General features: G+C 40.7%; 31 protein-coding genes. 15 read left to right on the top strand and 16 right to left on the bottom strand.

The window, feature by feature from the left end; all coding sequences use genetic code 11:
• Positions 1-24: 24 nt before the first annotated feature.
• Both G509_RS0100500 and G509_RS0100495 read right to left on the bottom strand, forming a co-directional pair.
• Positions 25-1107 carry an efflux RND transporter periplasmic adaptor subunit gene (locus G509_RS0100500; protein WP_026989741.1) on the bottom strand — a complete coding sequence of 361 codons (1083 nt, stop codon included), beginning with the start codon at positions 1105-1107 and terminating at the stop codon, positions 25-27.
• A gap of 182 nt (positions 1108-1289) precedes the next feature.
• Positions 1290-1727: a hypothetical protein gene (locus G509_RS0100495; RefSeq protein ID WP_026989740.1), complete on the bottom strand. Its 438-nt coding sequence runs from the start codon at positions 1725-1727 to the stop codon at positions 1290-1292.
• Between the two features lie 164 nt (positions 1728-1891).
• Between G509_RS0100495 and G509_RS0100490 the strand changes: the two genes are divergently transcribed.
• Entirely contained in the window at positions 1892-2077 is a 186-nt protein-coding gene (locus G509_RS0100490; RefSeq protein WP_026989739.1) for a hypothetical protein, read from the top strand.
• The gene (locus G509_RS0100485) at positions 2067-2624 is read left to right on the top strand and encodes a Smr/MutS family protein (RefSeq protein WP_026989738.1); all 558 of its coding nucleotides are present in this window, start codon (positions 2067-2069) and stop codon (positions 2622-2624) included. The genes G509_RS0100490 and G509_RS0100485 overlap by 11 nt, the downstream gene beginning before the upstream one ends.
• On the opposite strand, the gene G509_RS0100480 is transcribed toward G509_RS0100485, so the two are convergent.
• From G509_RS0100480 to G509_RS0100465, 4 genes are read right to left on the bottom strand one after another with little or no spacing between them, the layout of a single operon-like run.
• Positions 2625-3269: an alpha/beta hydrolase gene (locus G509_RS0100480; RefSeq protein ID WP_026989737.1), complete on the bottom strand. Its 645-nt coding sequence runs from the start codon at positions 3267-3269 to the stop codon at positions 2625-2627.
• 2 nt (positions 3270-3271) lie between these two features.
• Complete coding sequence (locus tag G509_RS0100475) at positions 3272-3595, bottom strand: hypothetical protein (RefSeq protein ID WP_026989736.1); 324 nt, start codon at positions 3593-3595, stop codon at positions 3272-3274.
• A 20-nt stretch (positions 3596-3615) separates the two neighbouring features.
• Complete coding sequence (locus tag G509_RS0100470) at positions 3616-4872, bottom strand: dihydroorotase (RefSeq protein WP_026989735.1); 1257 nt, start codon at positions 4870-4872, stop codon at positions 3616-3618.
• Positions 4869-6797: a vWA domain-containing protein gene (locus tag G509_RS0100465; RefSeq protein WP_026989734.1), complete on the bottom strand. Its 1929-nt coding sequence runs from the start codon at positions 6795-6797 to the stop codon at positions 4869-4871. The genes G509_RS0100470 and G509_RS0100465 overlap by 4 nt, the downstream gene beginning before the upstream one ends.
• Positions 6798-6914: 117 nt before the next feature.
• Here G509_RS0100465 and G509_RS0100460 point away from each other — a divergent pair, with 117 nt between their 5' ends.
• Together G509_RS0100460 and G509_RS0100450 are read left to right on the top strand one after the other, a co-directional pair.
• Complete coding sequence (locus G509_RS0100460) at positions 6915-8021, top strand: lactonase family protein (RefSeq protein WP_026989733.1); 1107 nt, start codon at positions 6915-6917, stop codon at positions 8019-8021.
• 226 nt (positions 8022-8247) lie between these two features.
• The gene (locus G509_RS0100450) at positions 8248-9672 is read left to right on the top strand and encodes a sugar MFS transporter (RefSeq protein WP_026989732.1); all 1425 of its coding nucleotides are present in this window, start codon (positions 8248-8250) and stop codon (positions 9670-9672) included.
• Between the two features lie 78 nt (positions 9673-9750).
• On the opposite strand, the gene G509_RS0100445 is transcribed toward G509_RS0100450, so the two are convergent.
• Positions 9751-11094: a DEAD/DEAH box helicase gene (locus G509_RS0100445; protein WP_026989731.1), complete on the bottom strand. Its 1344-nt coding sequence runs from the start codon at positions 11092-11094 to the stop codon at positions 9751-9753.
• Between the two features lie 150 nt (positions 11095-11244).
• Here G509_RS0100445 and G509_RS0100440 point away from each other — a divergent pair, with 150 nt between their 5' ends.
• Complete coding sequence (locus G509_RS0100440; protein ID WP_026989730.1) at positions 11245-11499, top strand: hypothetical protein; 255 nt, start codon at positions 11245-11247, stop codon at positions 11497-11499.
• Between the two features lie 106 nt (positions 11500-11605).
• Here G509_RS0100440 and G509_RS0100435 read toward each other — a convergent pair whose 3' ends face one another.
• Positions 11606-11800 (bottom strand): hypothetical protein, encoded by a 195-nt coding sequence (locus G509_RS0100435; RefSeq protein ID WP_026989729.1) that lies wholly within the window; start codon positions 11798-11800, stop codon positions 11606-11608.
• 106 nt (positions 11801-11906) lie between these two features.
• Here G509_RS0100435 and G509_RS0100430 point away from each other — a divergent pair, with 106 nt between their 5' ends.
• The 4 genes from G509_RS0100430 (at position 11907) to G509_RS0100415 (ending at position 13628) form a co-directional block, all read left to right on the top strand.
• A complete protein-coding gene (locus G509_RS0100430) occupies positions 11907-12287 on the top strand; it encodes a helix-turn-helix domain-containing protein (protein WP_026989728.1) in 381 nt (126 codons plus the stop codon).
• 115 nt (positions 12288-12402) lie between these two features.
• A complete protein-coding gene (locus G509_RS0100425; RefSeq protein WP_026989727.1) occupies positions 12403-12678 on the top strand; it encodes a hypothetical protein in 276 nt (91 codons plus the stop codon).
• Positions 12679-12695: 17 nt separating this feature from the next.
• Positions 12696-13190 carry a hypothetical protein gene (locus G509_RS0100420; protein ID WP_026989726.1) on the top strand — a complete coding sequence of 165 codons (495 nt, stop codon included), beginning with the start codon at positions 12696-12698 and terminating at the stop codon, positions 13188-13190.
• 192 nt (positions 13191-13382) lie between these two features.
• Positions 13383-13628, top strand: coding sequence for a hypothetical protein (locus G509_RS0100415; RefSeq protein WP_026989725.1), 246 nt, complete (start codon positions 13383-13385; stop codon positions 13626-13628).
• 53 nt (positions 13629-13681) lie between these two features.
• On the opposite strand, the gene G509_RS0100410 is transcribed toward G509_RS0100415, so the two are convergent.
• From G509_RS0100410 to G509_RS0100395, 4 genes are all read right to left on the bottom strand, one after another.
• Complete coding sequence (locus tag G509_RS0100410; RefSeq protein ID WP_026989724.1) at positions 13682-14710, bottom strand: M28 family metallopeptidase; 1029 nt, start codon at positions 14708-14710, stop codon at positions 13682-13684.
• Between the two features lie 84 nt (positions 14711-14794).
• Complete coding sequence (locus tag G509_RS0100405) at positions 14795-15778, bottom strand: DUF3667 domain-containing protein (RefSeq protein WP_026989723.1); 984 nt, start codon at positions 15776-15778, stop codon at positions 14795-14797.
• 130 nt (positions 15779-15908) lie between these two features.
• Positions 15909-16679, bottom strand: coding sequence for a dienelactone hydrolase family protein (locus G509_RS0100400; RefSeq protein ID WP_026989722.1), 771 nt, complete (start codon positions 16677-16679; stop codon positions 15909-15911).
• 108 nt (positions 16680-16787) lie between these two features.
• Positions 16788-17336: a type 1 glutamine amidotransferase domain-containing protein gene (locus G509_RS0100395; protein WP_026989721.1), complete on the bottom strand. Its 549-nt coding sequence runs from the start codon at positions 17334-17336 to the stop codon at positions 16788-16790.
• 148 nt (positions 17337-17484) lie between these two features.
• Here G509_RS0100395 and G509_RS0100390 point away from each other — a divergent pair, with 148 nt between their 5' ends.
• Positions 17485-18177, top strand: coding sequence for a DUF421 domain-containing protein (locus G509_RS0100390; protein ID WP_026989720.1), 693 nt, complete (start codon positions 17485-17487; stop codon positions 18175-18177).
• A 71-nt stretch (positions 18178-18248) separates the two neighbouring features.
• Here the strand turns inward: G509_RS0100390 and G509_RS0100385 are convergent, their stop codons facing one another.
• The gene (locus G509_RS0100385; RefSeq protein ID WP_026989719.1) at positions 18249-19526 is read right to left on the bottom strand and encodes a hypothetical protein; all 1278 of its coding nucleotides are present in this window, start codon (positions 19524-19526) and stop codon (positions 18249-18251) included.
• 141 nt (positions 19527-19667) lie between these two features.
• Between G509_RS0100385 and G509_RS0100380 the strand changes: the two genes are divergently transcribed.
• The 4 genes from G509_RS0100380 (at position 19668) to G509_RS0100365 (ending at position 22336) form a co-directional block, all read left to right on the top strand.
• On the top strand, positions 19668-20159 hold the full coding sequence (locus tag G509_RS0100380) for a GNAT family N-acetyltransferase (RefSeq protein ID WP_026989718.1): 492 nt from the start codon (positions 19668-19670) through the stop codon (positions 20157-20159).
• 101 nt (positions 20160-20260) lie between these two features.
• Positions 20261-20635: a SpoIIAA family protein gene (locus tag G509_RS0100375; RefSeq protein WP_026989717.1), complete on the top strand. Its 375-nt coding sequence runs from the start codon at positions 20261-20263 to the stop codon at positions 20633-20635.
• 24 nt (positions 20636-20659) lie between these two features.
• Complete coding sequence (locus tag G509_RS0100370) at positions 20660-21166, top strand: pyridoxamine 5'-phosphate oxidase family protein (protein WP_026989716.1); 507 nt, start codon at positions 20660-20662, stop codon at positions 21164-21166.
• A 93-nt stretch (positions 21167-21259) separates the two neighbouring features.
• Positions 21260-22336 carry an FUSC family protein gene (locus G509_RS0100365; RefSeq protein WP_026989715.1) on the top strand — a complete coding sequence of 359 codons (1077 nt, stop codon included), beginning with the start codon at positions 21260-21262 and terminating at the stop codon, positions 22334-22336.
• On the opposite strand, the gene G509_RS0100360 is transcribed toward G509_RS0100365, so the two are convergent.
• Positions 22333-23307, bottom strand: a complete 975-nt coding sequence (locus G509_RS0100360; protein WP_026989714.1) for a YihY/virulence factor BrkB family protein — start codon at positions 23305-23307, stop codon at positions 22333-22335. The two genes, G509_RS0100365 and G509_RS0100360, sit on opposite strands and share 4 nt — an antisense overlap.
• Before the next feature lie 257 nt (positions 23308-23564).
• Between G509_RS0100360 and G509_RS0100355 the strand changes: the two genes are divergently transcribed.
• Positions 23565-24860 (top strand): NAD(P)/FAD-dependent oxidoreductase, encoded by a 1296-nt coding sequence (locus G509_RS0100355; RefSeq protein WP_026989713.1) that lies wholly within the window; start codon positions 23565-23567, stop codon positions 24858-24860.
• A gap of 30 nt (positions 24861-24890) precedes the next feature.
• On the opposite strand, the gene G509_RS0100350 is transcribed toward G509_RS0100355, so the two are convergent.
• The gene (locus tag G509_RS0100350; RefSeq protein WP_026989712.1) at positions 24891-26045 is read right to left on the bottom strand and encodes a hypothetical protein; all 1155 of its coding nucleotides are present in this window, start codon (positions 26043-26045) and stop codon (positions 24891-24893) included.
• A 101-nt stretch (positions 26046-26146) separates the two neighbouring features.
• On the bottom strand, positions 26147-26530 hold the full coding sequence (locus G509_RS21170) for an NTF2 fold immunity protein (RefSeq protein ID WP_035738284.1): 384 nt from the start codon (positions 26528-26530) through the stop codon (positions 26147-26149).
• Positions 26531-26534: the final 4 nt, after the last annotated feature.

Raw genomic sequence — 26534 nt, 5'->3', positions numbered from 1 at the left:
GTTTTTTCTTTTTAAGTTATCCGATTATTCTGCATAAAGCTCCAAATGCGATATAACATAGTCCGGCTTCTCTACTTTGTATTCTATCTTTTCGTTTTCCTTTACAAGACGTAAGCCTTCAAGAAGAATTTTATCATCAAGCGATAAACCTTCGCTTATAATAAACAGGTGGGGTAGTTCGCCGGCAATTTTAACTTCCCTTGATTTAACCTCGTTGTTTTTATCAATAACATAAACATATTTTTTGTCAAGCACCTCAAACGTAGCTTTTTGTGGTATAAGCATGGCATGTTTAAACGGCACTTTCATTTGTATGTTACCGGTTTCGCCATGTCTTAGTAAAGCATCCGGGTTAGGGAAGGTAGCCCTGAACGAAATGTTACCTGTTTCGCTATCAAAATCGGCCTCAATGGTAGAAACCACACCTTCGTGTTTAAATATCTGGCCGTTAGCCATAAGCAGGCCTACATGGGGCTGTTCTTTACTTTGTATTGTTGCTTTGTAGTCAAGGTATTCTGCCTCCGGTACGTTGTAGTATACCCACATTTTGCTGTTGTCAGATAGTTCTGTAAGCAACTCGCCTTCGTCTACAAGGCTACCAAGCCTTACGTGGAAACGGTCTATAATACCATCAAACGGGGCTCTTATCTCAGTAAACTGTAAGTGCACTTTAGATAAAGATAGCTCTGCTTTTGCTTTATCCCATTTGGCTTTGGCCATGGCCAGCTCGTTAGGGGCAACAACGTTTCTGTCAGCAAGCGATTTCGTGTTTTTGTATTCTATTTCGGCAAAGCTGGCTTCTGCCTTCGCTTTTTCCATATCTGCCTGGTACAGGTTAGGCATAATCTGGAATAACAGCTGCCCCTTTTTAACAGCCTGCCCTTCATCTACATATATTTTTTCCAGGTAACCCCTTTCCTGGGCCCTTAGCTCTATATGCTGTATCGATTTAACCTGGGCTACATACTCTTTAATAGTAGTAGTATCCTTGGTTATAGGATTGGTGACTAAAAATTTTGTTTGCTCTTTTTTTTCTTCTTCTTTTTTTGCGCAGCTGGTAAGGCACAAAAAGGCACAAAAGCCCATTAAAATCAGGATTCTCTTCATAATAAATTTGCTTTTTAGCAGTACGATAAAATTTTAAATAATTTCTTAAAGGGAAAGTTTAGAGCACAATGCATGGAATACCTGATGATAGCGAATAACTATAACAGATGGGAAAAAACAGTAAAATGCACGTGCAAAGTCAAGGTAAATTAGATGTAATTTACCCTGGTAAAGATTTTAAATCAGATCCTGATTACGCGCAGTACAATAAAGCGCTTAGATGCGGGAAAGTAATAAGAATGATTAAAAGCAAACAGGCGCTTTTTAATGCATTGTGTAAAATACTCAGGGGTTTGAGTACCAAATAAGGTAGCAAAATAATTAGCAGTCTCTAAATGTTTTTTTAGAGATATTATTTTGGTGCTATCGGTGTTTTTATCGTCTTCGTCATCGCTGTCTGTAACGTCGATCTTATCGGTTGCAGCAAAAGATGAGAATGATTTGTTTACAACGGCATGGTGTTTTTGAGGAACACTGTGTGTTTGATTTTCTGAACCCGGAAGGCTGTTTGCTGTAGAGTAGGTAGCAATTTCGTTACGCGCATGAGCATGCAGCTGACCGTGAGCGCTCAGCAGGAACATAAACAGGGTTACGAAATATTTTATAAACAGCTTCTTCATTATGCCGCCAAAATTACGAAAAGATGATACCACTTACAAGTTAATGACTTGTTAATGCATGTTAACATACTTATTTTTAGGGTAGGAAAAACCAGTATAACGATGTAGTGCAAAACAGTAAAATCAATTTTCGCACTTTTAACTACATTTAGTACCTTTGCCGTATGAAAACCATTTATATAATATTGATGTTTGCCGCTGCGTTTGTAGCGCTATACGAGCAATCTTTAGCCAAACCCAATGTGGTTATAATGGTTATTGCCATAGTAATTTTTATGCTGGGCCTTATGAAGCTTATGAGCAAAGTGCCCAGTAAGAACGACCCTAATAACAGTAGCGATGAAGTTTAAGGCAGGCGATGAGGTTACCGTACTGGACGATTCTTTTAACGGCCGTGTAAAAGGCTATAAAAAAGACAAAGTACTTATAGAAACCACCGATGGTTTTGAGTTGTTGTTTGATGAAAAAGAACTGGTTAAGATTACCAATACCCGCGATATGGCTTCTTTCTTCTCAAACCAGAGCCTTGGTTCTGTGTTAAGGGAAAAGGAAGAGCCTAAAAAACGCAGCTTTGTAAAAGAGAAAAAGGTAAAGGGCGATGGCTTTGTGCTGGAAATTGACCTGCACATAGAAAAGCTGGTGCCTAATAAAAGGGGCATGTCTAACTACGATATTTTAACCCTGCAATCTGAAACGGCTAAACGCCAGATTGAGTTTGCTATTAAAAACCGCATGCCTAAAGTGGTGTTTATACACGGTGTGGGCGAGGGTGTGCTTAAAGCAGAGCTCGATTTTATGCTGGGCCGCTACGAGGGCATTACCTTTAGGGATGCCGACTACCAAAAATACGGCCTTGGCGCTACCGAAGTTTACATTAAGCAAAACCCCAACCGATAATTACTTGTTTAGCCAGTTAAGCAGGTCGTAAAAGTTTTGTGGTGCCACGCCATGCCCAACATTGTACTCGTGGTACTCTACATCTAACCCCAGCGTTTTTAAAAATTCCGGTGCTTTACGTGCCCAGTCTACCGGTATAACCTGGTCTACAATACCGTGCGATACAAAAAAGCGCAGTTTAGATAGGTCTTTGCTATTAATGTCTCCAATAATGGTGTTGTGCAGGTAACCACTTAGTGCTGCTACGCGGCTTGTTTTTTCAGGATGGGTTAGTGCCACAGCATAGCTTAATATAGCGCCCTGGCTAAAGCCGATAAGCGTAATATTATCCTTATCTACCGGGTAGGCATCAACAACTTCGTCTATAAATGCTGCAATTGCATCACGCGATTGCACCGCCTGTACATCATCGGTAAACTTATTCATGTCGGCATCAAAATCTATGGCATACCAGGCATGGCCGTAGCCGCCGGGCATAGCATAGGGTGCTCGTGCCGAGATTATTAAATATTCATCGGGCAATTGAGCGGCGAACGAGAACAGGTCTTCCTCGTTACTGCCGTAACCGTGCAGTAATAATAGTAACGGACTCTTGTCCTGTTGTACTTTGGGCTGTCTTACAAGGTGGTATAATGATAGTTCCATGCTTACAGATTTTTAAATATTTTTTGGAACAATCCGCCTACTAAAGGTATTGGTTTTGTCTGGCCTGTTATAGCAGTAAACAATCCGTAACCCCATAACACCGACATAAATATCCAGAATGGGTACACGATCATAGGGTTCCAGAAACCGCTTAAGGTATAGCCCAGGGCTACAAAAAGTATCGATAACCCCAATGCCTGCCTTATATGGAAAGATGCATAAGGGTTTTTATTTTCAGAATTCATAGACATGGCAATAAGCGCGCCTACAACCATTATATAACTGGTAATGGCAATGCTTTTGCCTTCTTCAACGGTGTTCTTCATTGTATGTAAACTAATGCGGATTATTTATTTAGTATAAACTTGCCGCGGTTGTAAATTCCGTAAGCCCTGCCTTTTAATGCAGCGCCTAAAAATGCCGAATTTTTAGATTTAGAAAGTATATCGCTTTTAGCAAATGTCCAGTCCCCTTTAGGGTTAAACAGCGTAAAACTGGCTTGTACGCCCTCTGCAATTGCAGTATTTTCAAGCCCGAAAATGGCTTTACCGGCAGTAAATTTCTCTACTATAACCTCTAAAGGCAGTATGGTGTTTAGGGCCCCAAAAGCACTCTCAAAACCTATGGTGCCATCTTTAGCCAGGTCAAACTCAAGTTTTTTGTGCTCAATATCTAACGGGTTGTGGTCCGATGTTATAATGTCTATCGTACCATCAAGCACACCCTCAATAAGCGCTTTCCTTTCGGTGTCCGGGCGCAATGGCGGGGAAACTTTGTAACGGCTGTCAAAATCAGTAAGCACATCATCGGTAAAAATTAAATGATGCACGGCAACACTACAGGTAACGTTAAGCCCTTTAGCTTTGGCCTCACGAATTAATTGTACCGATCGTGCTGTAGATATAGTTGGTATATGCAATTTGCCACCAGTGTATTCTAAAAGATACAGGTTGCGGGCAATTTGTAACTCCTCTGCAAGGGTAGGGATGCCCTTAAGGCCCAGGCGGGTACTAACTTCGCCTTCGTGCACAACACCTTTACCTTTAATTTTATCATCCTGAGAGTAGGCAATAACCAACCCATCAAAATCCTGTACGTATTGCAATGCAATTTTAAGAATGTTGGCATCGCTTAACGATTTGTTGTAATCGCCAAAGGCAACCGCACCGGCGTTTTTCATATCAAAAAGCTCGGCCATGTCTTTACCTTCGCTGCCTTTGGTTAGCGCCCCAATAGGGTGCAGAGCAGTGGCAGTATGTGCAGCCCTGTTTACTAAAAAGGCAATATCGGCCTGTTTCTCGGCAATTGGGTCGCCGGTAGGTTGCTGGGCAACATCGGTAAAGCCATTGCGGGCAGCCACATCAAGGCCATTGGCAAGGGTTTCGCGGTCTTCGTAACCGGGTTCGCCAAGGCTAACCGAGCTGTCAAACCAGCCCTGAGATATGTGCAGGTTATCAAGTTCTATAACATCAAAGCCATCAATAGGGGCAATGTTAGTTCCAATTTGTTTTATAATGCCGCCTTCAATCACAATGTCGGCAGCCTTGTTGTTAAACGGGCTGTTTTTATCAATAATGGTAGCGTTTTTAAATATCAGGTTCATTTTACAAATTTTTGGATAAAGAGTTCGAGTAATAAGAAAACGAGTGTGCCAATTATAAACCATTTCCACATCTCGCTTGCAGTACGTTCAGATTTTATGTCGTTGTATACCGTAGCCACAGAGTCGGCTTTTGTAAAACTACTAAGTACACTTTTGTTTTGCTGGTTAAGGTTACTTTCGGTACGCGCATGGTTAAAGCTAATGTTCTTAATATTCTCATCGCCTTTAAAAATGCTGTAGTTACCGGCAGTTTCCGGGTAATTGCCAAAAGACAATTTTACCTTATTATTAAGCACCTGCTGCATGGGTATAAAGTCCGCGTCTTGGTTTTTAACGGTAAGCACCTCGTCTTTAGATAATACGGCATCCAGTAGCAGGCTTTGGTTTTGCCCAATAGTTATGGCACTAATGCCTGTTTTACCGCTGCTTAAAGCCATATTATAATAGGTAGGCACAATTAGCGGCGAATTTTGGAAATTGCTATTAGTTTTGTTTACCGGTGCCGAGAATATGTACACATTGCCCAGCCTGTTGGTTAACGACGCCAGGAAAGGCGTTTGATCGTCATAACTTAACACCGGCATGGCGTTGCCTGTAAGTGTAAAGGCAGCGCTTACTTTTGGGTACTGAAAATTATCGGTCTTTTTTTCGAATACCGTTTGGTACAGCGGGTGGCTAAACGCTATTTTGGTAATAAGCCTTTCGGTTTGGGTTAAGGGTTTGTAAGCCGAATTTCCAAACGTACTTAGTAAGGTGTTAAGGCTTTGCAGGCTGCAATCGGCAGCGGGTATAATTACCACATTACCGCCTTTGGCATAAAAATCTTTAAGGGTGGTAACCAAAGATTGCGGAATTTCTTTCAGTTCATTTAAAATAATAGCATCTTGCTTTTCGAGGCTGTTATAATCAAGGCCACTTAGCGGGGTATCAATAAAATTAAATTCGTCGGCCGTGTAGATCTTCGCCAAAAAGGCATTCTTTTGGCTTTCGCCGATGGCCAGCACGTTCGATTTTTGCGGTTTCGAGATGCTAAAGTGATAGGTGTTATCGTAAGCAAGGCTGTTATCGGTAACCGAAACATAGCCGTGAAAATCTTTTTTAGGTATGGTAAAGGTGCTGCTCTTTTTCTCGCCATTAAACTTAACCAGCGTTTTTGCCGTAAGGTTTTTGCCGTTATAAAGGGCAATAGGCACATCGTCTTCAAACTCGCCATAGGCCTGCATGTCTACCTTTATTTCGTAAAAGTTATCCATGGTTTGCGATATGTATACGCTGTCTATAGCAATATTACGAATGTTTTCTGCCTCGGGCACAATGGCGTACACAGGGCTGCCGGTGCCAAACTTACTAACATCTTTACTATCCAGGTTAACGGCATCGGTAATTAAAACCACATCTTTACCGGTGTTGGGGTTTTTAGCCTGCGCTTTGGTTAGCAGAAAATCGGGTTTATAAGGTACATCGCTATAGGTAAGGTTCTGCAACTCTTTTTGGATGGATTTTATATCGGTGTTCCAATAGGCATTGGTGGTGGTTATAAGCGAAAATTGCTGACTCTCAGGTGTGTTTTCCAACAGGTCCTGGACAGCGCGTTTAAGCAATTCGCCACGGCTGCCTTTGGCCTGCATAGAAAATGAGTTATCCAGGAGTATTACCATCTCGTTACCTTTGTTCTCGTTGTCTTTAGCCTTAAAAAACGGCTGGGCAAAGGCAATAATTACACAGGCAAGCAGTAATAAACGGGTACAAAGCAGCAGCCATTTCTTAATTTTAGAGCTTTTGCGGGTTTGCATGCTCAGCTCTTTCAAGAAACGTACGTTGGTAAAATATTGCTTTTGAAATCTTCGTAATTGAAACAAATGTACCAGTATGGGAATTACCAGCAGGAATAGAAAGTAAAGAATTTCCGGGTGTTTAAACTGCATTCGTTTGAAAGTTTGTCAAAAATACACAATTTTATTCTAAATGAAACAGCAAAATCAGGGTATAAATTTCACATAATGTTTAAATACTTTACATTTGTAAGTACTAAATTGCATAACATGAAATTAGCGAAAGCACTATTATTACTTGTATTTATGAACGCCGCAGCGCAGGATAATTTTAACCTTATAGTTGGTACTTACACAAATGCCTGCGCAAGCAAAGGTATTTACGTATACGATTTTAACGTCAACACACTGGAATATAAGCTTAAAAGCAATACCGATGGCGTTATAAACCCAAGTTACCTTACCGTATCGTCCGACAAAAAGTTTGTTTACAGCGTAAACGAAGACGGTAAAAAAAGTACGGTTAGCGCTTTTAAATATGCTCCTGCCACCGGCAAATTAGATCTTATTAACAAAACCGACTCTAAGGGCGCCGACCCATGTTACATAATAAACGACGATAAAAACGTAATTGTTGCCAACTATTCCGGCGGGTCTATTGCAGTTTTTGAAAAAAAGCCCGATGGCAGCCTTAGCGATGCCAAACAGGTGGTACAACACACCGGCAGCGGTACCAATAAAAGCCGCCAGGAAAGTGCCCACGTGCACATGGTGTATTTTTCGCCCGATAATAAATACGTATTTGCCAACGACCTTGGTACCGATAAGGTATATATGTACACCTACAACCCCAATGGTGGAGCAAAAACTTTGGTGCTAAAAGGCAGTATAGATGTTAAGCCGGGCAGTGGCCCAAGGCATTTGGTGTTTAACCCTAACGGTATTTTTGTGTACCTTTTACAGGAGTTAGATGGCACGCTTACAACCTTTAGCTATGAGAATGAAACTTTGGTAAAAGTAGACGAAGCCAGTGTTGCACCTGCTATTTTTGGTGGTAAGAACGGCGGGGCCGATATTCACTTTTCTAAAGATGGTAAGTATTTGTATGCTACCAACAGGATGGATGGTAACTCTATTTCTACCTTCAGGGTGCACTCTAACGGAAAGATAAACCTTATACAGCAAATTAGCACGCAGGGAGTAGGGCCACGTAACTTTACAATGGACCCTAATGATAACTACGTTTTGGTTGCTAACCAGAACACTAACAACATTATTATTTTTAAGAGAGATAAAAGCACCGGCCTGCTTACTGATACCGGTAAAAAAATTGAGTTGTGCCAGCCGGTTTGCCTGGTATTTACGCCAAACAAGTAAATTTAATAAGTGATGATTTTACACTTATTGCTTCTAAATTAAGCAATTCTTGTTTTTTAAACAGAATCATATTACAAATAAGAAAATATTAGAAAATAAGGTAATGAATGTGTTTTATTACCTTATTTTTTTTGTGAATGCCTCAAATGTTATTTGGCAGGGGAATATTGTAGATATTAATTTATAATTTGGGAGCCCAAATTAAACTCAATAAACCCAAACCCAAATGAATGATTTTTCGAATACTAAGCGCCCCAATTATACGGTTCCGCTTATTACTATTACCCTCTTGTTTTTTATGTGGGGCTTTATTACCTGCATGAACGATATCCTGATACCTTACCTTAAAAAGCTTTTTGAACTTACTTTTTTTGAATCGATGCTGGTTCAGTTCTGCTTTTTTGGTGCTTACTTTTTAGGCTCCCTTGCTTATTTTGCCGTATCGTACTACAAAGGCGACCCGGTTAATAAAGTGGGCTACAAAAACGGAATTATAGCCGGTATAATTGTTTCGGCATTAGGTTGTGTGTTGTTTTACCCTGCAGCTACTTTTGGTGCTTACGGCCTGTTTTTAGGAGCGTTGTTTGTACTGGGACTTGGCTTTACAATACTGCAAATTACGGCTAACGCTTACGTATCTTTATTAGGTACCGAAGACAGTGCCTCAAGCCGACTAAACATGACCCAGGCGTTTAACGCCTTTGGTACTACCATTGCACCTATATTAGGTGGCTTTTTAATTTTCGGATCGAGTGCCAATCATGAAATTACTGCCGAGGCTACACGTATACCCTACCTTGTGTTTGCAGGTATATTATTGCTGGTTGCCGTACTTATATACAATGTTAAGCTGCCATCGTTCCAGGCAGAAGAGGAGGTAGAATCGCGCGGATTGGGTGCTTTACAGTTCCCACAGCTGCGTTTAGGCGTACTGGGCTTATTTTGCTACGTTGGTGGCGAGGTTGCCGTGGGTAGCTTTATCATTAGCTTTTTAGAAAAAGATTATATAATGGGCTTAAGCGAGGCAGTAAGTAAAAACTACCTTGCCCTTTATTGGGGTGGCGCCATGATTGGTAGGTTTTTAGGAGCCATATCGCTTAACCACAGTATTGGTACTGCAAAAAAAGCAGCGTATATGGCGGTTACAGCGGCGTTGGTTTTCTTATTGATATATAGTATTGTTGACCTTACTTTTGCTCAGGTTAGCTTTTTCATAGTATTTATTGCCATAAACTTTGTTGCCTTCTTTATTGGTAAATCGGCGCCGGCAAGAACGCTGTCTGTATTTGCAAGCATCAACGTATTGTTATTGCTTTCGGCTATTTTCAACCAGGGCGAACTTGCCATGTACAGCATTTTAGGCATTGGTATTTTTAACTCTATTATGTTCTCTAACATTTATACATTAGGTATCTCGGGACTTGGTAAATACACCAGCCAGGGATCATCGTTACTTGTAATGGCTATTTTGGGTGGCGCTATTGTGCCAATTATCCAGGGCGCCATTGCCGATACCGATCCGGTTTACGGTGTACAGCATTCGTTTATCGTACCGGTATTCTGTTACCTGTACATCTTATTCTTTGGTATCTACTGCTCGCGCAAACTTAAAAATGTAGAGCATCCTGTAGGAGGTGTTTCCGGACACTAATTGCTGCAACTGCATCATAATAAAAATGCCCTCACTAATTTAGCGAGGGCATTTTTTATATCTTGTAATTCGTAAATCCTATTTACCTTTTTTTCTTTTAGCAGCACGGGTTCTTTCTACACCACGGTTGGTAGGTTTGGTTTTACGGGGCTTGGTTTTACCCGGGCCACCAAGGTTTACTTTCTTATTCTTTTCTTTCTTTTCATGAAAAGCACCATCGCCTTTCTTAACCTTTTTCATCAGGAATTTTACCTGCTTCCTGTCCTTTTCAAACTCAAGCAGCCTTTCGGCAATAACCACCTCTTCCGGTATCGCAAGCATCTCAAGTTCTTTTTCCATTAAAACTTCGGCTTCCACCATTATATCCTGTTCAAAAGGGGCAATAAAGCTAATAGCAATACCGGTTTTATCGGCACGGCCTGTACGCCCAATACGGTGAATGTACTGCTCAGGCGCTTCGGCAAGCTCCATGTTTATAACGTGGGTAATATCAGATATATCCAAACCACGCGCCATAACATCGGTGGTAACAAGGCCTTTTAATTCTCCTGCCTGAAACGATGCCATAGTTTGCAAACGGTAGTTTTGCGACTTGTTAGAGTGTATAACCCCAAATTGGCCTGCAAAATCTTCTTCAAGGCTGTTCATAACCAGGTCGGCTATCTTTTTGTTGTTCACAAACACAAGCACACGGCTTAACTCATCGCTCGATAATAAATGCTTAAGCAGGTTTATCTTGGTAAGAAAGTTTGGTACATTGTAGCCCAGCTGTGTAATTTTTTCTAATGGAGTACCGCTGGCGGCCAACGATACCTCTTCAGGGAAATCAAAAAAGTCGTTAAGCATATCATCCACTTCCTCGGTCATTGTAGCCGAGAACAATATGTTTTGCCTTTTCATTTTCATCATCGATAATATAGACGTTACCTGCACGCGGAAACCCAGGTTAAGCATCTCATCAAACTCATCGATAACCAGTTTTTGCACTTCGTCAAAACGTACAACATTATCAAGGGCAAGGTCCATCATCCTTCCGGGCGTACCCACAAGAATATCCACACCTTCGTAAACCCTTGTTTTTTGGGTGTTTATATTTACCCCACCAAATACGCCAAGTGTACGCACACTCATATATTTAGTAAGTTTTTCTACCTCTTCTACCACCTGTACAACAAGTTCGCGCGTAGGTACTATAATTACCACACGCGGAATGTGCGTTTTAGCAAATTTCCATTGTTTTAGGATAGGCAGCAGGTAGGCAAAAGTTTTACCGGTACCGGTTTGTGCAATACCCATCATGTCGCGGCCCGATAATATTACCGGCATAGCGCGCTCTTGAATGGGTGTAGGATTTTCAAAACCCAGTTCATCCAGAGCTTTTTGCAGCGATTTGGGTAGGTCGAAGTCGATAAATGTGGCCATTACGTTATATTTTGTGCAAAGATAGCGTAAATAGGCGGTTAGAAGGTGTGTTTATTGGTTTTTTGGAAATTTAAGGCGTTTATAAATTAACAAAACCTTTATAAAATTTAGATTTTACGATGCTATCTTAGCTATATAAAACAAACCAATATGTCAGAATTTGTAGTAGTGGGCCATTCCATTTCCGTAGCAGCCATACGTGATTACCTCTTTGCTAAAAAAATAGACAAGGGCGATTCTATCGTGTTAAACCCTATGGACTATGAGCATTTAACCGAAGAAATTAAAAACTCAGACGAGCCGATAGACATTCCGGTTAACGTGTTTGGGGTACTTTTGTTAAAAGATACATCGGGCGATGTGCCTGTAGGAAAAGTACAGATAGTAAAGAACGATAAATTATAATACTAAATATATGTTGTTATTAATTCTATAAAAGCTTCGGGTTTGTGCCCGAAGCTTTTTGTTTCCTTACAATAGCATATTTGTTTTGGGGGCAAAACTCAGGAAACTATTCTTTTTTATGGGGGCTGTTAGAATAATTTTTATTATACAGAACCTGCTCGATGGTATAAACAGATAAGTTGCCAAATTCCCTACCTATTATTTTTTTTATCTCGGTACTATCAAGCTTTTCGGCTTTAAGTTGCTTGTAGCGTGCTAAAATTTTTAAATTTCTGTCTTTCAAAAAATCACTAACTGTCATATTTAATTAAATTTGCAATAATTTTCTGTATATTTATAAAGATAAATGTATTAAAAATAATTGCAAAAACAAATATTATTCGTTTTTCTAAGTACTGTTTAGTGTTATGAAAGATTATATAGGTTTAAATATTAAGTACTTGTGCGATAATAATTTTTTATCGCAGGATGAATTCGGCGCAAAATTCGGACTCAAAAAGAGTGTTATAGGAACTTATGTAAGGGGAATATCGCACCCGAAGGTAGAAATTATGCAAAAAATTTGCGAAGAGTATAGCCTTACTTTAGACGATTTTATAAACCAGGACCTTTACCTTAAAAACAAAGGCTACACCATTGCCACAGTGGTTGCCACAGTACAGGAGCCTGAAAACAACAGTTACACCACAAATTCTACCGAGAAAGAAGCCCTGCTAAAAACCATTGCCGCACAGCAGGATACTATAAATGCAATGAAAATTACCATAGATACTTTGCTTAAAAAGTAAAACTTTATGGCTATTTTAAGAGCCTGTATAAAAGATAATTAATAATTTGTATACACTTTGATAACCGCAAAGTAACCAGTAAATTATTAACCGTAAGGCGCTTAAAAATACAGCCATGAATCAAAATTTTACAACCATAAACCAGGCTTTTAAAGATGCCGGTATAGATGTTGCCACGGCGCAGTACAGTATTACCGAATATTCGCTTAATACCAACCTGAGCTTTAAGTTTAGCAACCTTACCGAATTTTTGCAATTTTTAGAGTTGGATGCCCCAACATCTGATTTTGAAAAGGTTCAGCATATTAAAGCATTATTTATAGAGGCTGGGGTAGACCCGGATAATTTTTTCTTTGTAAATTTTTTCGAACCTAAAGTTGCCGAACTATAACCCCAAAAAATACTACAATGGATTTAGGATACCTTAAGATAAAGATTGATATACAGGCCGAACACGACGAATATAAAAAGAAATACGAGTACAAAAGAAAAGAGCTTAAGCGCGAAGAGATAAAGAAAATATTTGATGGCTTTAAAGAGTTTTTTAAAGCCGATGGCCACTTTAAGTTTAAAGAAAACGAACACAGCATTACTGCCGAATATAAAGAGCACGGTATTAAGCTGGATATGGATATTTACAATAATGTAGACAGCCCTGACTTTTTATTATCGGGTACTATTACTACCTACGAGAAAGAGGTGTACGAATTTATTGCCGAAGGTGTTTGTAATAAAGACCTAACCCTTTTGCCACCCGATGTACACGGACAGGAACGCATGATACACGATACGCGTTATTACAAAGATTTTTTAGATGGCGATATAGAATATAATTTCAGGTACCGCATTACCGGCCGCGAAGGCGATTATTTAAACATGCTGGAAGTTATGCTGGCCATCTAACTATAAATTGGGAGCAATATTTTTTCACAAATAAACGTTAAAATAACTTTAAAATTTTTACTTTTGTCCTGATTATAAGAATGAAGGAGCAACTGCATGGGCAGGAATGAAAGGTTTGACAAAATAATTTAAGCAGTCCCACGCTTTATGTTAGTACAACTACCTTACTTATTTATTTAAAGGAAAAAGGACATGAAATTATTTTCGCTCATATTATCAGTAATAGTGTTTTTTGTATCACTGTACTTTTTTGTGCTGGAGATACCGTATGTAGATGGGCTAAATGATATTATTTATGCCTCGCTGCTGGTTATCTTAATGACAATTTGTATTGTAGGTGTTATAATTAACTGGGAGTTTTTCAGGCTTTATAAACAAAAGAAAAACAAGGTACTGTATTTTGCAACCAACGGATTTTCTAAAAAAGTTAAATCGTAACAATAAAAAACTCCGGCAATTGCCGGAGTTTTTGTTTATAAGCAGGTTGGTAATTACTTACCGTCTTTATCTACTACGGGGCGATTATCGGCATTGGCCAATTCCCAGGCGGTAACAAAAGCAAGTTGTGCCCTTTTTGCCAGCAGGTCGTATTCTATTTTATCGGGTGTATCTGTAGCTTTATGATAATCAGCATGTACGCCGTTAAAGTAAAATATAATAGGGATGCCTTTTTTAGCAAAGTTGTAGTGGTCGCTCCTAAAATAAAACTGGTTAGGGTCGCTGCGTTCGTTAAAAGTATAATCTAACGTTAGGTTGGTGTATTTTTTATTGGCAGCCTCGTTAATGTTGTGCAAATCGGTACTTAAACGGTCAGAGCCTATAACATATACATAATTGCCGTTGTCTTTATGGGCATCGTCTCGGCGGCCAATCATATCAATATTTAAATCGGCAATAGTATTGGCGATAGGAAATAACGGATTCTCTGAATAATAGCGCGAACCATGCAGGCCGTGCTCCTCGCCGGTAACGTGTAAAAACAATATTGAGCGCTTGGGGCCATAACCATCTTTTTTAGCCTGCATAAAGGCCTGTGCAATCTCTAATAATGCCACAGTACCCGATCCGTCATCATCGGCGCCGTTATAAACCTCGCCGTTTTTCATGCCTACGTGGTCGTAGTGGGCAGATATTACTAATATTTCCTCCGGCTTCTCGGTACCCTCTATAAACGCCCAGATGTTCTCAGAATCATTTAGTTTGGGGCTAAAAGAGCGCGCCATAAATGCCGATGGCACTTTTTGGTACCAGTCGGCAGCGGCTTTAGGAAAAGATATCCCGTTGGCCTCGTACTGGCTTATAAGGTATTTACCCGCCTTTTTTTGTCCCGGTTCGCCGGTATTGCGGCCTTCCATTTCATCTGAAGCTACAATATATAAATGCTTTTTAAGATCGGCATCGGTAATGGTTTTCATGTATTTTGTAACGTCGGCCTTGGCATAATCTTTCGGCTTGCCATTTTGTGCCGAACTACATGATAGCACCATGCAGGCAAGAGGAATAATGAATATTTTTTTCATTAAAAAATGTTTAGTGAGTATTAAGCGTATTACAACGAATATACGCAGAAATTTATTAAATGAATGTTAATCTAAAACTGCCTCTTAATGTAAATTAAAGAAGGTGTACATGGCAAAAACAATAAGCACAATGCCCATTAGTATAAAGTTTATAAAAAACAGCGCAGTGCTTTTTAAAACAGACATGCCCATGCTTTCATGATACATTTTTTTATGGGCCACGTAGAAATACACAAAGGTGTAAAGTAGTAATGCAAACGTAAGAAAGCCACTAACGGTACCGCTAACTTTGTCTAAATGCAATGCATAGAATACAAGATCTATTAGCATTACAATAGTGGTTAACAGTAGCATAAGCGAAAAGTAGTGAAGTGTAAATATGGCAGCATCAAAAAAATACCAGCGTTTTTTGCTGTGAAACAACCATAGCCAAAAGGCAAATATGGGCATGTATATAAATAGCATTTTAGGAAAGTTGTGCCCCAACGCCTCCATAAACTTAGGCGTAAGGGTTTCTGTATCACTTTCTTCAAACTTTGTAATGGTCTTTTTCATTAACCAGTATTGCAGTTTGCTGTATTTTTTATCCTGTGGCAGGCTATCCTGGTATTTTTGAAGGTCTTTAACGGAAGAAAAACTTACCTCGCCAAAAGAAAATTGCCTGGTTATATGGCCTTGATGTGGAACTGCCTCAACTACTTTTTCTTCTTTCGCATCATGTACCGTACTAACCGATGTATTTGTAAGCCCAACATTTGGCAGCACCGACATTAAAAAAAAGGTTACAAAACTTATAAAAATATACAGCTTAACGGGCGGAACATAGGCTTGCCTGCGACCCATTAAATATTCCTGCGTAAGCTTAGCCGGGCGAAATAGCAGGTACTTTATAGTTCTCCAAAAGCCACTGTCGTAATGGGTAAGGTCTTCGGCAAAGTGGGCTGCAAGATGCGCAAAACTTTGGCGGGTCTCGGTATTTTTTTGTCCGCAATAGCCGCAATAGCTGTGCTCTACTGTGTGGCCGCAGTTTTGGCATTCGGTATCATCGCGAAGGTCGTGGTTACTCATAATTTTTGGTTAGCTTTTAAAAATGTTAAAATTATTAAAAAAATATCAGGTTAGTAACAGCCGACTTAAAATTCATTCAAAAAATAAAAAAGCCGGACATTATGCCCGGCTTATATCAAATTTTCAACCCTTATTTAGTCGGAAAAAGTTCCTCTAAAAACAGCAGAAAGTGTTTCCAGGAACGTTTATCGGCCCTTTCGTTATAGGCAGCGCCTTTAGAATTATCGTTGCCCGCTTCCTTCTCGGTAAACGCGTGTACTGCGTTGGCATAGTTAATAAACTGCCAGTCGGCATGGCCATCGCGCATTTCTTTCTCAAAAGCTTCAATATCTTTTTGCGGCACGTGCGGGTCATCGGCACCATTAAGCACTAATACTTTAGGTTTAATTTCTACATTACTGCGTGCAGCATCTTTACCCAAACCACCATGAAACGTAACAACACCTTTAATGTTCATTCCGGCGCGGGCGGCCTCAAGGGCACCGGTTCCGCCAAAGCAATAGCCAATAACCACAATATTGTTGGCATCGGCACCGCTTTTAATCAGGGCATCAAGGGCAGCTTTAATACGTTTTTGATATTCTTCGGGGTGGCTTTTGTAATAGCCTGCTCTTTCCCCAGCCTGTGCCGGGGTAGTGGGGTAGTTGCCTACGCCATAAATATCGGCCACAAAAGCGTGGTAGCCTAACGCAGAAAGCTCCTGCGCTACATCTTTAACGTGTTGGTTAATACCAAACCAGGCTGGCAGAACCAATACACCCGGTTTTTGTTTTAAGGCTTTGGCGGGTACAGCAGCAAAACCTTTAAGTTTTTGGGTACCTTCTGTATAAGCTACCTCTTTTAACTGAGCCTGTATTTGTGCCGACATAAGTGCCAGCAGTATTACAATAGATTTTTTCATTATAAGTTTTTGAATTTAATAATAGTAAAGATAATAAAGAAAGCTCTTACACCAATGGCGTAAGAGCTCCTCCGTTGAATTAGGAATTAACCTTAACAAACTTTATTTTTAGCTGTGTTGCAGCTCATGTTTTCCTTCTTTAATCTCTTCTACCAGTTTTTTATTAAAGGCCGGTAAATCTTCAGGGGTACGGCTGGTTACAAGTCCGTTGTCTACAACAACTTCTGCATCGCTCCAGTTGGCACCTGCATTAATAAGGTCCTGGCTGATAGCTTTAACCGATGTAACATCCCTGCCATCTACAACGCCTGCGTTAATAAGCGTCCACGGGCCGTGGCAAATAGCCGCTACGGGTTTCTTTTCGTCAAAAAACTGTTTTACAAAAGCAATAGCTTCTTCGTTAGTCCTTAGCTTATCAGGGTTAATAACCCCACCCGGTAGTACAAGGGCATGATAATCTTTAGACGATACTTCGCTAAGCGTTTTATCTACCTTATATTCAGGGCCCCAGTTTTTCTCTGCCCACGATTTTATGCTGCCGCCTTCGGGGCTAACAATCTCGGCAGTCCAGCCTTGTTGCTCTAAATATTCCTTTGGCGATTTTAGTTCGCTTTCTTCAAATCCGTGTGTTGCCAGTATGGCTATCCTCTTACTCATAATTTTAATTTTAAGTTAGTAAAATTGATTTGTATAAAATTACGCCACCTGTTTTGCACCTACCGCTAAGGGCATATTAAAGTTGTGCTAATGTTTGTTAAGGTAATTGGTAGCTTATATAACTTTATAAGATAAATCTTTAAAAAACATGAAAGACATATTTGAGTGGAAGCGCCTTTTGTTTAACGACCTGCCTTTTACCTTTTTAGCCGAAGTTGTTTTCAGGACCATTATAATGTTTACCGTGGTTTTGCTAACGCTGAAGTTTGCCGGTAAAAGGGGGGTAAAACAGCTTTCTATATTTGAGGTGGTAATAATAATATCGTTAGGATCTGCCGCGGGCGACCCGATGTTTTACGAAGATGTGGGCCTTGTGCCCGCCATCCTGGTGTTTTTGATAATATTGTTTATGTACCGGTCGGTTACCTGGCTGCTGGGCAAGAGCAAGCGCTTTGAGAATTTTATTGAAGGAAAAGTAACCTGTATTATTGAAGACGGCCAATTTTCTATAACCACTTTTGAAAAGGAAGACTTGGCTCAGGATGAGTTTTTTGCCGAATTGCGTATAAAATCGATAGAGCATTTGGGTCAGGTTCGCAACGCCTATATGGAAACTAACGGTGCCATTAGCGTATTTTTTTATGAGGAAGCCGATGTTAAATACGGCCTGCCCATCCGTCCGCAGGTATATAATTTAAGGAGTACCATTATACCTAAAACCGGCATTTATGCCTGCACCTTTTGCGCCAATACCCAAACGCTGGAGCCTACTACGGGCACCTGCACGGTGTGCGCACGTAAAGAGTGGGTGCATGCCATTAAAACCAGGCGTACGGTATAAAAAAGAAACCGGCCTGCTTTTGTAAAAACAGGCCGGTTTACCAACTAACATAAAACATATAATCGAATTAATTAACCTCTTGATCGTGCTGCACCACCACCGCTATTACCCGATGATCTTGCAGGTGCTGCGGCCGGAGCGCTTTGCCTTTGTGGTGCAGGGGCACTTTGCCTTACTGCAGGCGCCGGTGCGCTTTGTTGCCTAACGGCTGGTGCCGGTGCACTTTGCTGCCTAACAGCGGGAGCACTTTGTTGTTGCCTTACAGCCGGGGTATTATTTACCGCGGGGGTATTGTTTCTTACGGTAGAAGGTGCGCTTGTAGCCCTTGTACTGTTGTTGTTAGACCTTACGGTTTGCGGTGCAGTGCTGTTATTTCTAACTGTATTATTAGTGCTTCTTACAGGTGCAGTGCCGTTAGATGTAGACCTAACTGTGTTGCTGTTGCTTCTAACAGTATTGTTGTTTGAGGTATTTACAGCCCTGCCTGCGCCGTTTGTTTTAACCGTATTATTGTTAGAGCTTCTTACCGTACCATTAGAGCGTGCAGCGGTAGCCGAGCTTTTAGCCGTATTTCTTGTACCGTTGCTTCTGCCGCCTTGTGCTGTGCTGCGGGTTTGTACCAAGTCGTGCCTGTTAGATACGTTTTTGTTCCTGCTGGCAAAACTGTTGTTAGGGTGTTGCCTTTCGTAACCGTTAGACCTCCTGTTGCTGTATATAGCGGCCGCCCTTGTGCTTCTTCTTGTGTTTACGTATACATACGTGTTACGTACGTTTATGTGGTTGTGTACTCGGGTACGGTACCTGTAAGCAGGGTAGGGAGCCCAGTAGTTATAATAGGTTGGGTAATAACCCCAGTACCACGGTGAGTAGTATGGGCGGTAGCTGCTAACCCAAAACACATTAAACATTGGTGGCTGCGCTACGTAAACGGGTTCGTATATATAATTTTGTCCGTACATGTACACGTCTCCTACAACCTGAACACTAACATTATTGTTGTTATCGCGTTCAACCTCTATAGTGGCAACATCCTGAAAAGTATCGGCATCCAGTACTGCCTGTAATATAATAAGGTGCGTATTGCTTTCTGTAGCTTCTATAACCCTTAAATAATCTACACGGTTATCGCCGTTAAGGTCAAGGTTAGAAATTTGAGTATCGGGGTCGTTCAGCCTGCGCTCAAAATCTTCAAGGTCGTTAGATTCTCCAAAAATAGAGGCTACCGCCTGAAGGTCCAGGTTATCGCTAATATCTGAGTTATTTGCCTTAACAGTTGTAACGTCCTGGGCAAAGATTCCGCCTATACTAAATAAGGCAAAAAGGGCTGTATTTATTAATTTAGTTTTCATGGTCAAAGTAATTTTAATACTTATAAAAAACGATTTTGTTGTTTGGTAATGTAATATTCAATATCTGTGCCAATAATTTTTTATTACCTTTGCCCTTTCTGCAAAGCCTTGTAAATAAAGGCCTTTTCAAAAAAATAATTTATGGAAATTTTAAAAGCGTCAATAAAAGACTACGATTTAATACATGCAATAGCCGTTCCGTCATGGCAACATACCTACAGCAGCATACTGTCGGCAGAGCAGTTAGACTACATGCTTACCCTAATGTACAGCCATGATGCCATTACCGAACAGATATCTATTAAAGGGCATCATTTTTTGCTTGCCGCAGAAGATGGCCAGTACCTGGGCTTTGCATCGTATGAAATAAATAGTGTGTATGAGGCTACTAAAATCCACAAATTATATGTGCTGCCCGGTGCACAGGGCAGGGGTGTTGGCAAGGCACTGGTTACCGTTATAGAAAATACCGCTAAGGCTCACGGCAACAATAAACTGCTGCTAAATGTTAACCGCTACAACCCGGCCGTTAACTTTTACCTTAAAACCGGCTTTGCTAAAATTGGCCAGGAAGACATTAATATAGGCAACGGCTACCTTATGGAAGACTATATTATGCAAAAGCCGTTGTAAAGTTTTATCATTTCTTTGGGTTTAGATTATGATGCCTATAACACGTGTTTAAGTTGTTAAAGGGTAAATTTGGTTATTGCTAAAATTTAAACCTCAATATCATGATAGTACAAATTCCTAATGTTCCGGATACCATGGTTGGCTTTAGGGCCGATGGCGAAGTAACCAAAGAAGATTTTGAAATAGTAAAAAAACGTGTAGAAGAACTGGTTGAAAAAACCGGCAAACTAAACTACCTTTTATTTTTAGATAATTCTCCTAAAGATTTTACGCTGGGTGCCTGGATTCAGGATGCACTATTGGGTATTAACAACATAGCCAAGTGGAACCGCGCCGCTATTGTATCTGACTCAGAATCTGTTATTAAATTTACCGACCTTTTTAGCAAGGTAATGCCGGGCGAATTTAAAGGCTATCCTAAAGCAGAATACGAACAGGCCGTTAACTGGGTTTCTGAACGAACCGACCAAAAGTAACCAACAACCTAAAACTTTACAACAATGGGAAATTATAAAGATCTTTTCAGCACCGAAGCCGTAGCCAAAATTAAGGAGATAGCCGAAGATATAAAAACATGCATGTTTTTTACCGAACTTGGCGTTAGGCCTATACCTACACGCCCAATGAGCGTATTAGAAGTAGACGATAAGGGTAACCTGTGGTTTTTAAGCTCTAAAAGGAGTAACAAAAACTTCGAAATTCAGCATGATAATGATGTGCAGCTGGTTTTTGCCAAAAATGCCGATTCGCACTTTTTATCGATTTTTGGTACAGCTACCATTTATAAAGACAGGGCGCACGTAGAAGACGTGTGGACCCCCATTGCCAAAACCTGGTTTGAAGAGGGTAAAGAAGACCCGGATGCTACTGTAATTAAAGTACAGCCTACCGATGCCTACTATTGGGATACCAAAGATGGCAAAATGATCTCGGTGCTTAAAATGGCCGTTGGCGCCATTACCGGCAATGTAGATGATGGTGGGATAGAAGGCAGGTTAAACGTATAAGGCCACTATTAAAATCGTTATATTATTATTTTTCTAAACTCCCCGCAAGGGGAGTTTTTGTTTTGTATTATATACTAATTTTGCAGATAGTATATGAGCCATCAAAAAATAATATCAGAATTTAAAGAACTCTACGCCCTTAAGCAATCGGCGCGAAGCTGGCATGTGCCTTTTTTAGCCGCAATGTGTGTTGGTGTACCTTTACTTGCAGGTTATTTTTTAGGCAATGTACACAACGGGGCATTAGCCAGCCTGGGTGGCCTTGTTATTTTATACCTGCCCGAAGCTACGTTTACCAACAGGATGATTACCCTTATGGTATGCTCGTTCGGGCTACTGGCTTCTTTTTGTCTGGGACTAATATTCAGCTTTAACCCCATAGTGGCGGCGGTGGTTTTAGGAGGCTTTACATTTTCGGTGCACCGCATTACGCGTTATTTTAAAATGAAGCCTCCGGGCAATTTCTTTTTTATAATGCTGGCTGCCGTGGCTATGTGTATGCCGTTTAATGCGGCCCTTATTCCGTATCAAACTGGGATTATAGGTATGGGTTGCATGTGTGCCTGCCTGTTGGCATTGCTGTATGGCGTGTTGGTTAGGGGTAAAGAGAGCACCAACAACCCGCAGGAAATTATAATCGTAAAAAAACGCAGTTACTTTTTAGGCGGTATCGAGTCGGCCATATTTGGGTTGTTCATTGGGCTGTCGTTATTAACGGCAAAAATGTTGCAGCTTAATAACCCGTATTGGGTGCCGGTATCGTGCCTTGCTGTTATGCAGGGTGTAAGTACCAAGCATATTTGGCAGCGCAGCCTTCAGCGCATAGCAGGAACATTTTTAGGCTTGGGCTTAGCCTGGTTTTTACTTACACTACATTTGCCGGAATGGTGTATTTGCCTGGTTATAGTGCTTATGCAGTTTGTGGTAGAAATGCTTATTACCCGCAACTACGGCCTTGCCGTTGTGTTTATAACCACGCTTACCCTAATGCTTGCCGAGTTTGGCAGCGCCATAGCCAATCTGCCTAACGCACTTGTAATAGCCCGTTTTGCCGATATTGTAATAGGCAGTGCCATAGGTGCGGTGGGCGGCTATTTTTTGTATCACCAAAAATTAAAGTCGAAAATGCAACGGCAGTTACGAAAAACACGCGTAATCTTAAAGCGTTAAATTTTCTTTACCTCGTCTTCAGGATGTTTTTTGGGCATGGTAACAGCAGCAGTATCGCTTTCGGTTTCGCGCATCTCAACAAATACTGCAAATTCTGACGGACGAATGTGCCTACCTTTAAAAATGGCGTAGGCGCGGGTAAATTCGGCACCAAAATATAAAATGGCGGCGGTATAGTAAATCCATAATAATATAACTATAATAGACCCAGCTGCACCGTAAGGCGATCCGGCCCCGGTGGTAGTAATGTATAAACCAATTATATAGCGGCCAAATAAGAAAAGGCATGCGGTAAAAAAGGCACCGGCACGTACGTCTTTCCATTTAATTTTGGCATCAGGCAGTACCTTGAATATTACGCCGAAAAGTATTGTTATAACAAGGAAGCTAACAACTATGTTTGCAATGTTTAATAACAATATGGTAAAATCTGGGAACCACGATTTCATAAGGTCGTTTAGTGCTACAAGGGCCCCATTAATAATTAGCGACACAATTAGCAAAAAGCCCAGGCCTATAATTATAGAGCCTGAAAGCAGCCTGTCTTTTATAAGTTTAAGCCATCCTTTTTTGGGTTTGGCTTTAACCTTCCAGATCATGTTTATAGAATCCTGAATTTCGCCAAATACCGTAGTAGCACCTAAAATAAGTGTAATGGCACCAATAAATAACGACAGGGTTGTTTTGCCCGATAGTTCCATATTGCTGATAACCTGCTGTATCTGGGCTGCGGCCTCATTACCAATAAGGCTGTTAATCTCGTTAAAAATTCGGCCTTCGCTGGCTTCGCGGCCATAAAAAGCACCTGCTAACGATATTACCAGCAGTAGCATTGGCGCAAGCGAAAACAAGGTGTAGTAGGATAGCGATGCACTTAGCTTAAGGCCCTTATCGGCCATAAAGCCCTTAAAGGTTTCTTTAAGTACGGTAAGGCTATTTTTAAGCGATGTTTTGGTAAATATATTCTTCATTTTCGGGTGGCTTTATAAACAAGTATAAAAATAAATATAGCATCAGGCAAATACTACAATATTAACATATATATAAATAAACTTGATAATTTTAGCCGCCCTTTTTTATGGTTATGCCACAACCAAATTTTAAAACCCAATTATTTCATAAAATTACATAAGGGTTTGCCAAGTCGGTTGCCCGTTAGCTGTAAAAAACCTAACTTTATAGTGGTTTTAAACGCTATTTTTTAACAACCGTAACTAAAAGAATTTCAATGAAAGTAGTAATAATTGGTGGGGGTTTTGCCGGTATAAATTTGGCAAATGAGTTGGCAGACAACAAGAATTTTGATGTAACGCTGGTAGATAAAAATAATTATAATTTTTTTCCGCCGCTTATTTATCAGGTGGCAACTGCCTATCTTGAGCCTTCCAGTATTAGCTACCCTTTCAGGAAATATTTTGCTAAAAAAGAGAACATAAATTTTAGGATGGGCGAACTGGTATCGGTTAAACCGGAACAGAATCTTGCTATCCTTCATAACGGCGAAATTGAGTACGACGTGCTTGTTTTTGCCACCGGTGCCGAAACCAACTACTTTGGTATGGAAAACGTGCGTAAGAACTCCATACCCATGAAAACGCTTAACGATGCGCTCGAAATGCGTAACAAATTGTTACAGCGTATGGAAAAAGCCACGCTGCATAAAAACAGCCGCGAGCGCCGTAAGTACCTAAATATTGTTGTTGCGGGCGGAGGCCCTACAGGTGTTGAGGTATCGGGCATGTTTGCAGAGATGCGTAAAGGTGTGCTGCGTAAAGAATATCCTGAACTGGCTACCAGCGTAAGTAACGTTTACCTTGTAGATGGTGGCGATGCACTCCTGGCGCCTATGAGCAAGCAATCGCAAAAAGATACGTATGATGCCCTTAGCAAACTGGGTGTTATTATAAAGCTGAATTCGCGCGTTATAGACTATATTGATGATGTGGTTTACTTGGAAGGGGGCGAAACCATACAGTCTAAAAACCTTATCTGGGCAGCAGGGGTTTCGGCTAAGGCCTTTGATGGCATACCGATGGAATGCTACGGCCGTGCCAAGCGCCTTATTGTAGATGAGCACAACAAAATTATCAATACCAATAATATTTATGCCATTGGCGATACCTGTTTCCAGACCAGCGATGCTGCCTTTCCGCAGGGGCACCCACAGGTGGCACAGGTAGCTATACAGCAGGGTAAGCACCTTGCTAAAAACCTGAAAAAATCGCTAAAAAACGAAACGCTTACGCCGTTTAAATACCACGATAAAGGCTCTATGGCTATTATTGGCAAGAACAAGGCTGTAGTTGATTTACCTAAGCCGGCATTGCACTTTAAAGGCTTTTTAGCATGGTTAATGTGGCTGTTTATACACTTACTGTCGCTTATAACGTTTAGAAACAGGCTGGTAACGTTCTGGAACTGGATGGTGTCGTACTTCTCTATGGACCAGCCACTGCGCATGATTATCAGGCCGGAGAAAAGAACAAGGCAAATACCCGAAACCAAGCCTAACCATACGGTTTAATACACTAAATTATAACAAGCAACCTATCGTTTATACCGATAGGTTGTTTGTTTTTAACCAGCTTACAAAAGGCTCTTCGGTATCAATTATATTTTTGATATCGGGCATTTTTGCAGCTGCTTTAATATCCTGGTAAATTAGATCCTGACCATAAATGGCGTTACCCATTTCGTTAATTTTTATCCTGCAAAAGGCCCTGTTAAATTCGTACAGCAGCCAATGGCCTTCTTTGCCAAGCCGGTTCCTTATTTGCATTGCTTTGGTAAATTCCTCTTCGGCAGCTTTGTAATCGGGGTTGTTTTTGTCTTTCAGCGCATAGCCAAGCTGCCCGTGGTTGCGGTGGTACTTATCATCGGTATCGCAAAATATAAGGGTTTTAAATACCGGTATGGTGCGTTCAATTTTAAAGCGGTCTTCAGGCTTTCTCCAGTATTTTTGCCTGAAATTCTGGGCATGGTTAAATATGGTAACCTTTACAACCGGCGATGCCTGACTTACAATATCATTTAGCTCATCTTGCGTTACAGGATCTACCGAGATATCCGGATCGAGCAAATTGTTTACGATGGAAAGTGCCTTGGCATCAAATTTACCTCTTTCGTCTACTGTGTTCTGTACGGTATCGGCAATGCGCTGCTCCATTTCGGCTTCTAAAATAGCACCGGCCATGTAAAGGCGGCTCCATAAAAAGCCTAAAATAAAACCGCATATAGCAAAGTAAATAATAATCGACCCAATAATGGGGGTATTATTGCCCATAGACGACTCAAAATGTTTTATAAGGGCTCTGAACCAGGCAGAAATAGCCTCAATTTGCGTAAGGCCTACACCAACAAGTATCTTAGTTAGCCAGTCTGATATTTGTTCGAGGTTGGTGTTGGGCTTATATATATTTCCGTTTGGGTTGCTACCCGTTGCGGTTGGAGGTACGGCGGCATCAGTTCTTGGTATGCCGAACAAAAACCCCAGAAATGCGCCGGAAATAAAAGAGGCCCCGGCAAGCATTATGGCAGTACTGGCTACCTTTAAAATTTCGGTACCGGGAAAATTGAGTGCAAATGCCACAACGGCTATAAGGCCTAAAATGCCAAAATTTATAATGCGCTTTATGGTTTGTTTGCCATTCCACGAATCCATTGTATCATCAAAAAGTACTTCCCTTTTAATTTTTTTATATGCACCCATGACAGCGAAATTTAATTTAGTACCGTTACTAAATTAAATGTAGGCATTACAAAAATGTGAATAAATACCTATTAATAGGTATTTTTCAGGTAGTTACAAAATTATTTATAATGTGTTATTCTTATCACTTCGCTGTTTCTGTCGTCTATAATTATTACGAATGTGCCGCCAATATACTCTTCGGGGAGTGTGCCGGATAGTACCCAATAATTATCTATGTGGTAAACTTCGTAAGGCTTTTGTTTTGTGATGTTCTGCTTGCCATAAAACCCGAATAAGATGGGCTCTGCCACTGCTACTGCGGTAAGGCTGTCTTTTATGATGGGCGATTTGTTATCTACTACATTATGGATGTCCTTTCCATTTAGAGCTTCAGATAATTCGGCTTTGGCTTGTTTTAGCCCCAATACGGTTCTGTTAGATGTAGATTGTCCGCAAGCAGTAAAAGCAATGATGCAAAATAATAACAACAGGCTGTTTTTCATAAGA

Origin of the sequence: Flavobacterium subsaxonicum WB 4.1-42 = DSM 21790, assembly GCF_000422725.1 — a bacterium.
Lineage (GTDB): Bacteria > Bacteroidota > Bacteroidia > Flavobacteriales > Flavobacteriaceae > Flavobacterium > Flavobacterium subsaxonicum.
This window is presented reverse-complemented; position numbering and strand designations above follow the sequence as displayed.

Coding starts and splice junctions, on each gene's coding strand:
- G509_RS0100390 (WP_026989720.1), top strand. CDS start 17,485: ATGAAAGACATATTTGAGTGGAAGCGCCTTTTGTTTAACGACCTGCCT.
- G509_RS0100475 (WP_026989736.1), bottom strand. CDS start 3,595: ATGAAGAACACCGTTGAAGAAGGCAAAAGCATTGCCATTACCAGTTAT.
- G509_RS0100350 (WP_026989712.1), bottom strand. CDS start 26,045: ATGGGTGCATATAAAAAAATTAAAAGGGAAGTACTTTTTGATGATACA.
- G509_RS0100420 (WP_026989726.1), top strand. CDS start 12,696: ATGGATTTAGGATACCTTAAGATAAAGATTGATATACAGGCCGAACAC.
- G509_RS0100400 (WP_026989722.1), bottom strand. CDS start 16,679: ATGAAAAAATCTATTGTAATACTGCTGGCACTTATGTCGGCACAAATA.
- G509_RS0100430 (WP_026989728.1), top strand. CDS start 11,907: ATGAAAGATTATATAGGTTTAAATATTAAGTACTTGTGCGATAATAAT.
- G509_RS0100410 (WP_026989724.1), bottom strand. CDS start 14,710: ATGAAAAAAATATTCATTATTCCTCTTGCCTGCATGGTGCTATCATGT.
- G509_RS0100495 (WP_026989740.1), bottom strand. CDS start 1,727: ATGAAGAAGCTGTTTATAAAATATTTCGTAACCCTGTTTATGTTCCTG.
- G509_RS0100425 (WP_026989727.1), top strand. CDS start 12,403: ATGAATCAAAATTTTACAACCATAAACCAGGCTTTTAAAGATGCCGGT.
- G509_RS0100355 (WP_026989713.1), top strand. CDS start 23,565: ATGAAAGTAGTAATAATTGGTGGGGGTTTTGCCGGTATAAATTTGGCA.
- G509_RS0100360 (WP_026989714.1), bottom strand. CDS start 23,307: ATGAAGAATATATTTACCAAAACATCGCTTAAAAATAGCCTTACCGTA.
- G509_RS0100365 (WP_026989715.1), top strand. CDS start 21,260: ATGAGCCATCAAAAAATAATATCAGAATTTAAAGAACTCTACGCCCTT.
- G509_RS0100385 (WP_026989719.1), bottom strand. CDS start 19,526: ATGAAAACTAAATTAATAAATACAGCCCTTTTTGCCTTATTTAGTATA.
- G509_RS0100380 (WP_026989718.1), top strand. CDS start 19,668: ATGGAAATTTTAAAAGCGTCAATAAAAGACTACGATTTAATACATGCA.
- G509_RS0100415 (WP_026989725.1), top strand. CDS start 13,383: ATGAAATTATTTTCGCTCATATTATCAGTAATAGTGTTTTTTGTATCA.
- G509_RS0100435 (WP_026989729.1), bottom strand. CDS start 11,800: ATGACAGTTAGTGATTTTTTGAAAGACAGAAATTTAAAAATTTTAGCA.
- G509_RS0100490 (WP_026989739.1), top strand. CDS start 1,892: ATGAAAACCATTTATATAATATTGATGTTTGCCGCTGCGTTTGTAGCG.
- G509_RS0100450 (WP_026989732.1), top strand. CDS start 8,248: ATGAATGATTTTTCGAATACTAAGCGCCCCAATTATACGGTTCCGCTT.
- G509_RS0100440 (WP_026989730.1), top strand. CDS start 11,245: ATGTCAGAATTTGTAGTAGTGGGCCATTCCATTTCCGTAGCAGCCATA.
- G509_RS0100375 (WP_026989717.1), top strand. CDS start 20,261: ATGATAGTACAAATTCCTAATGTTCCGGATACCATGGTTGGCTTTAGG.
- G509_RS0100480 (WP_026989737.1), bottom strand. CDS start 3,269: ATGGAACTATCATTATACCACCTTGTAAGACAGCCCAAAGTACAACAG.
- G509_RS0100405 (WP_026989723.1), bottom strand. CDS start 15,778: ATGAGTAACCACGACCTTCGCGATGATACCGAATGCCAAAACTGCGGC.
- G509_RS21170 (WP_035738284.1), bottom strand. CDS start 26,530: ATGAAAAACAGCCTGTTGTTATTATTTTGCATCATTGCTTTTACTGCT.
- G509_RS0100500 (WP_026989741.1), bottom strand. CDS start 1,107: ATGAAGAGAATCCTGATTTTAATGGGCTTTTGTGCCTTTTTGTGCCTT.
- G509_RS0100485 (WP_026989738.1), top strand. CDS start 2,067: ATGAAGTTTAAGGCAGGCGATGAGGTTACCGTACTGGACGATTCTTTT.
- G509_RS0100460 (WP_026989733.1), top strand. CDS start 6,915: ATGAAATTAGCGAAAGCACTATTATTACTTGTATTTATGAACGCCGCA.
- G509_RS0100445 (WP_026989731.1), bottom strand. CDS start 11,094: ATGGCCACATTTATCGACTTCGACCTACCCAAATCGCTGCAAAAAGCT.
- G509_RS0100470 (WP_026989735.1), bottom strand. CDS start 4,872: ATGAACCTGATATTTAAAAACGCTACCATTATTGATAAAAACAGCCCG.
- G509_RS0100465 (WP_026989734.1), bottom strand. CDS start 6,797: ATGCAGTTTAAACACCCGGAAATTCTTTACTTTCTATTCCTGCTGGTA.
- G509_RS0100370 (WP_026989716.1), top strand. CDS start 20,660: ATGGGAAATTATAAAGATCTTTTCAGCACCGAAGCCGTAGCCAAAATT.
- G509_RS0100395 (WP_026989721.1), bottom strand. CDS start 17,336: ATGAGTAAGAGGATAGCCATACTGGCAACACACGGATTTGAAGAAAGC.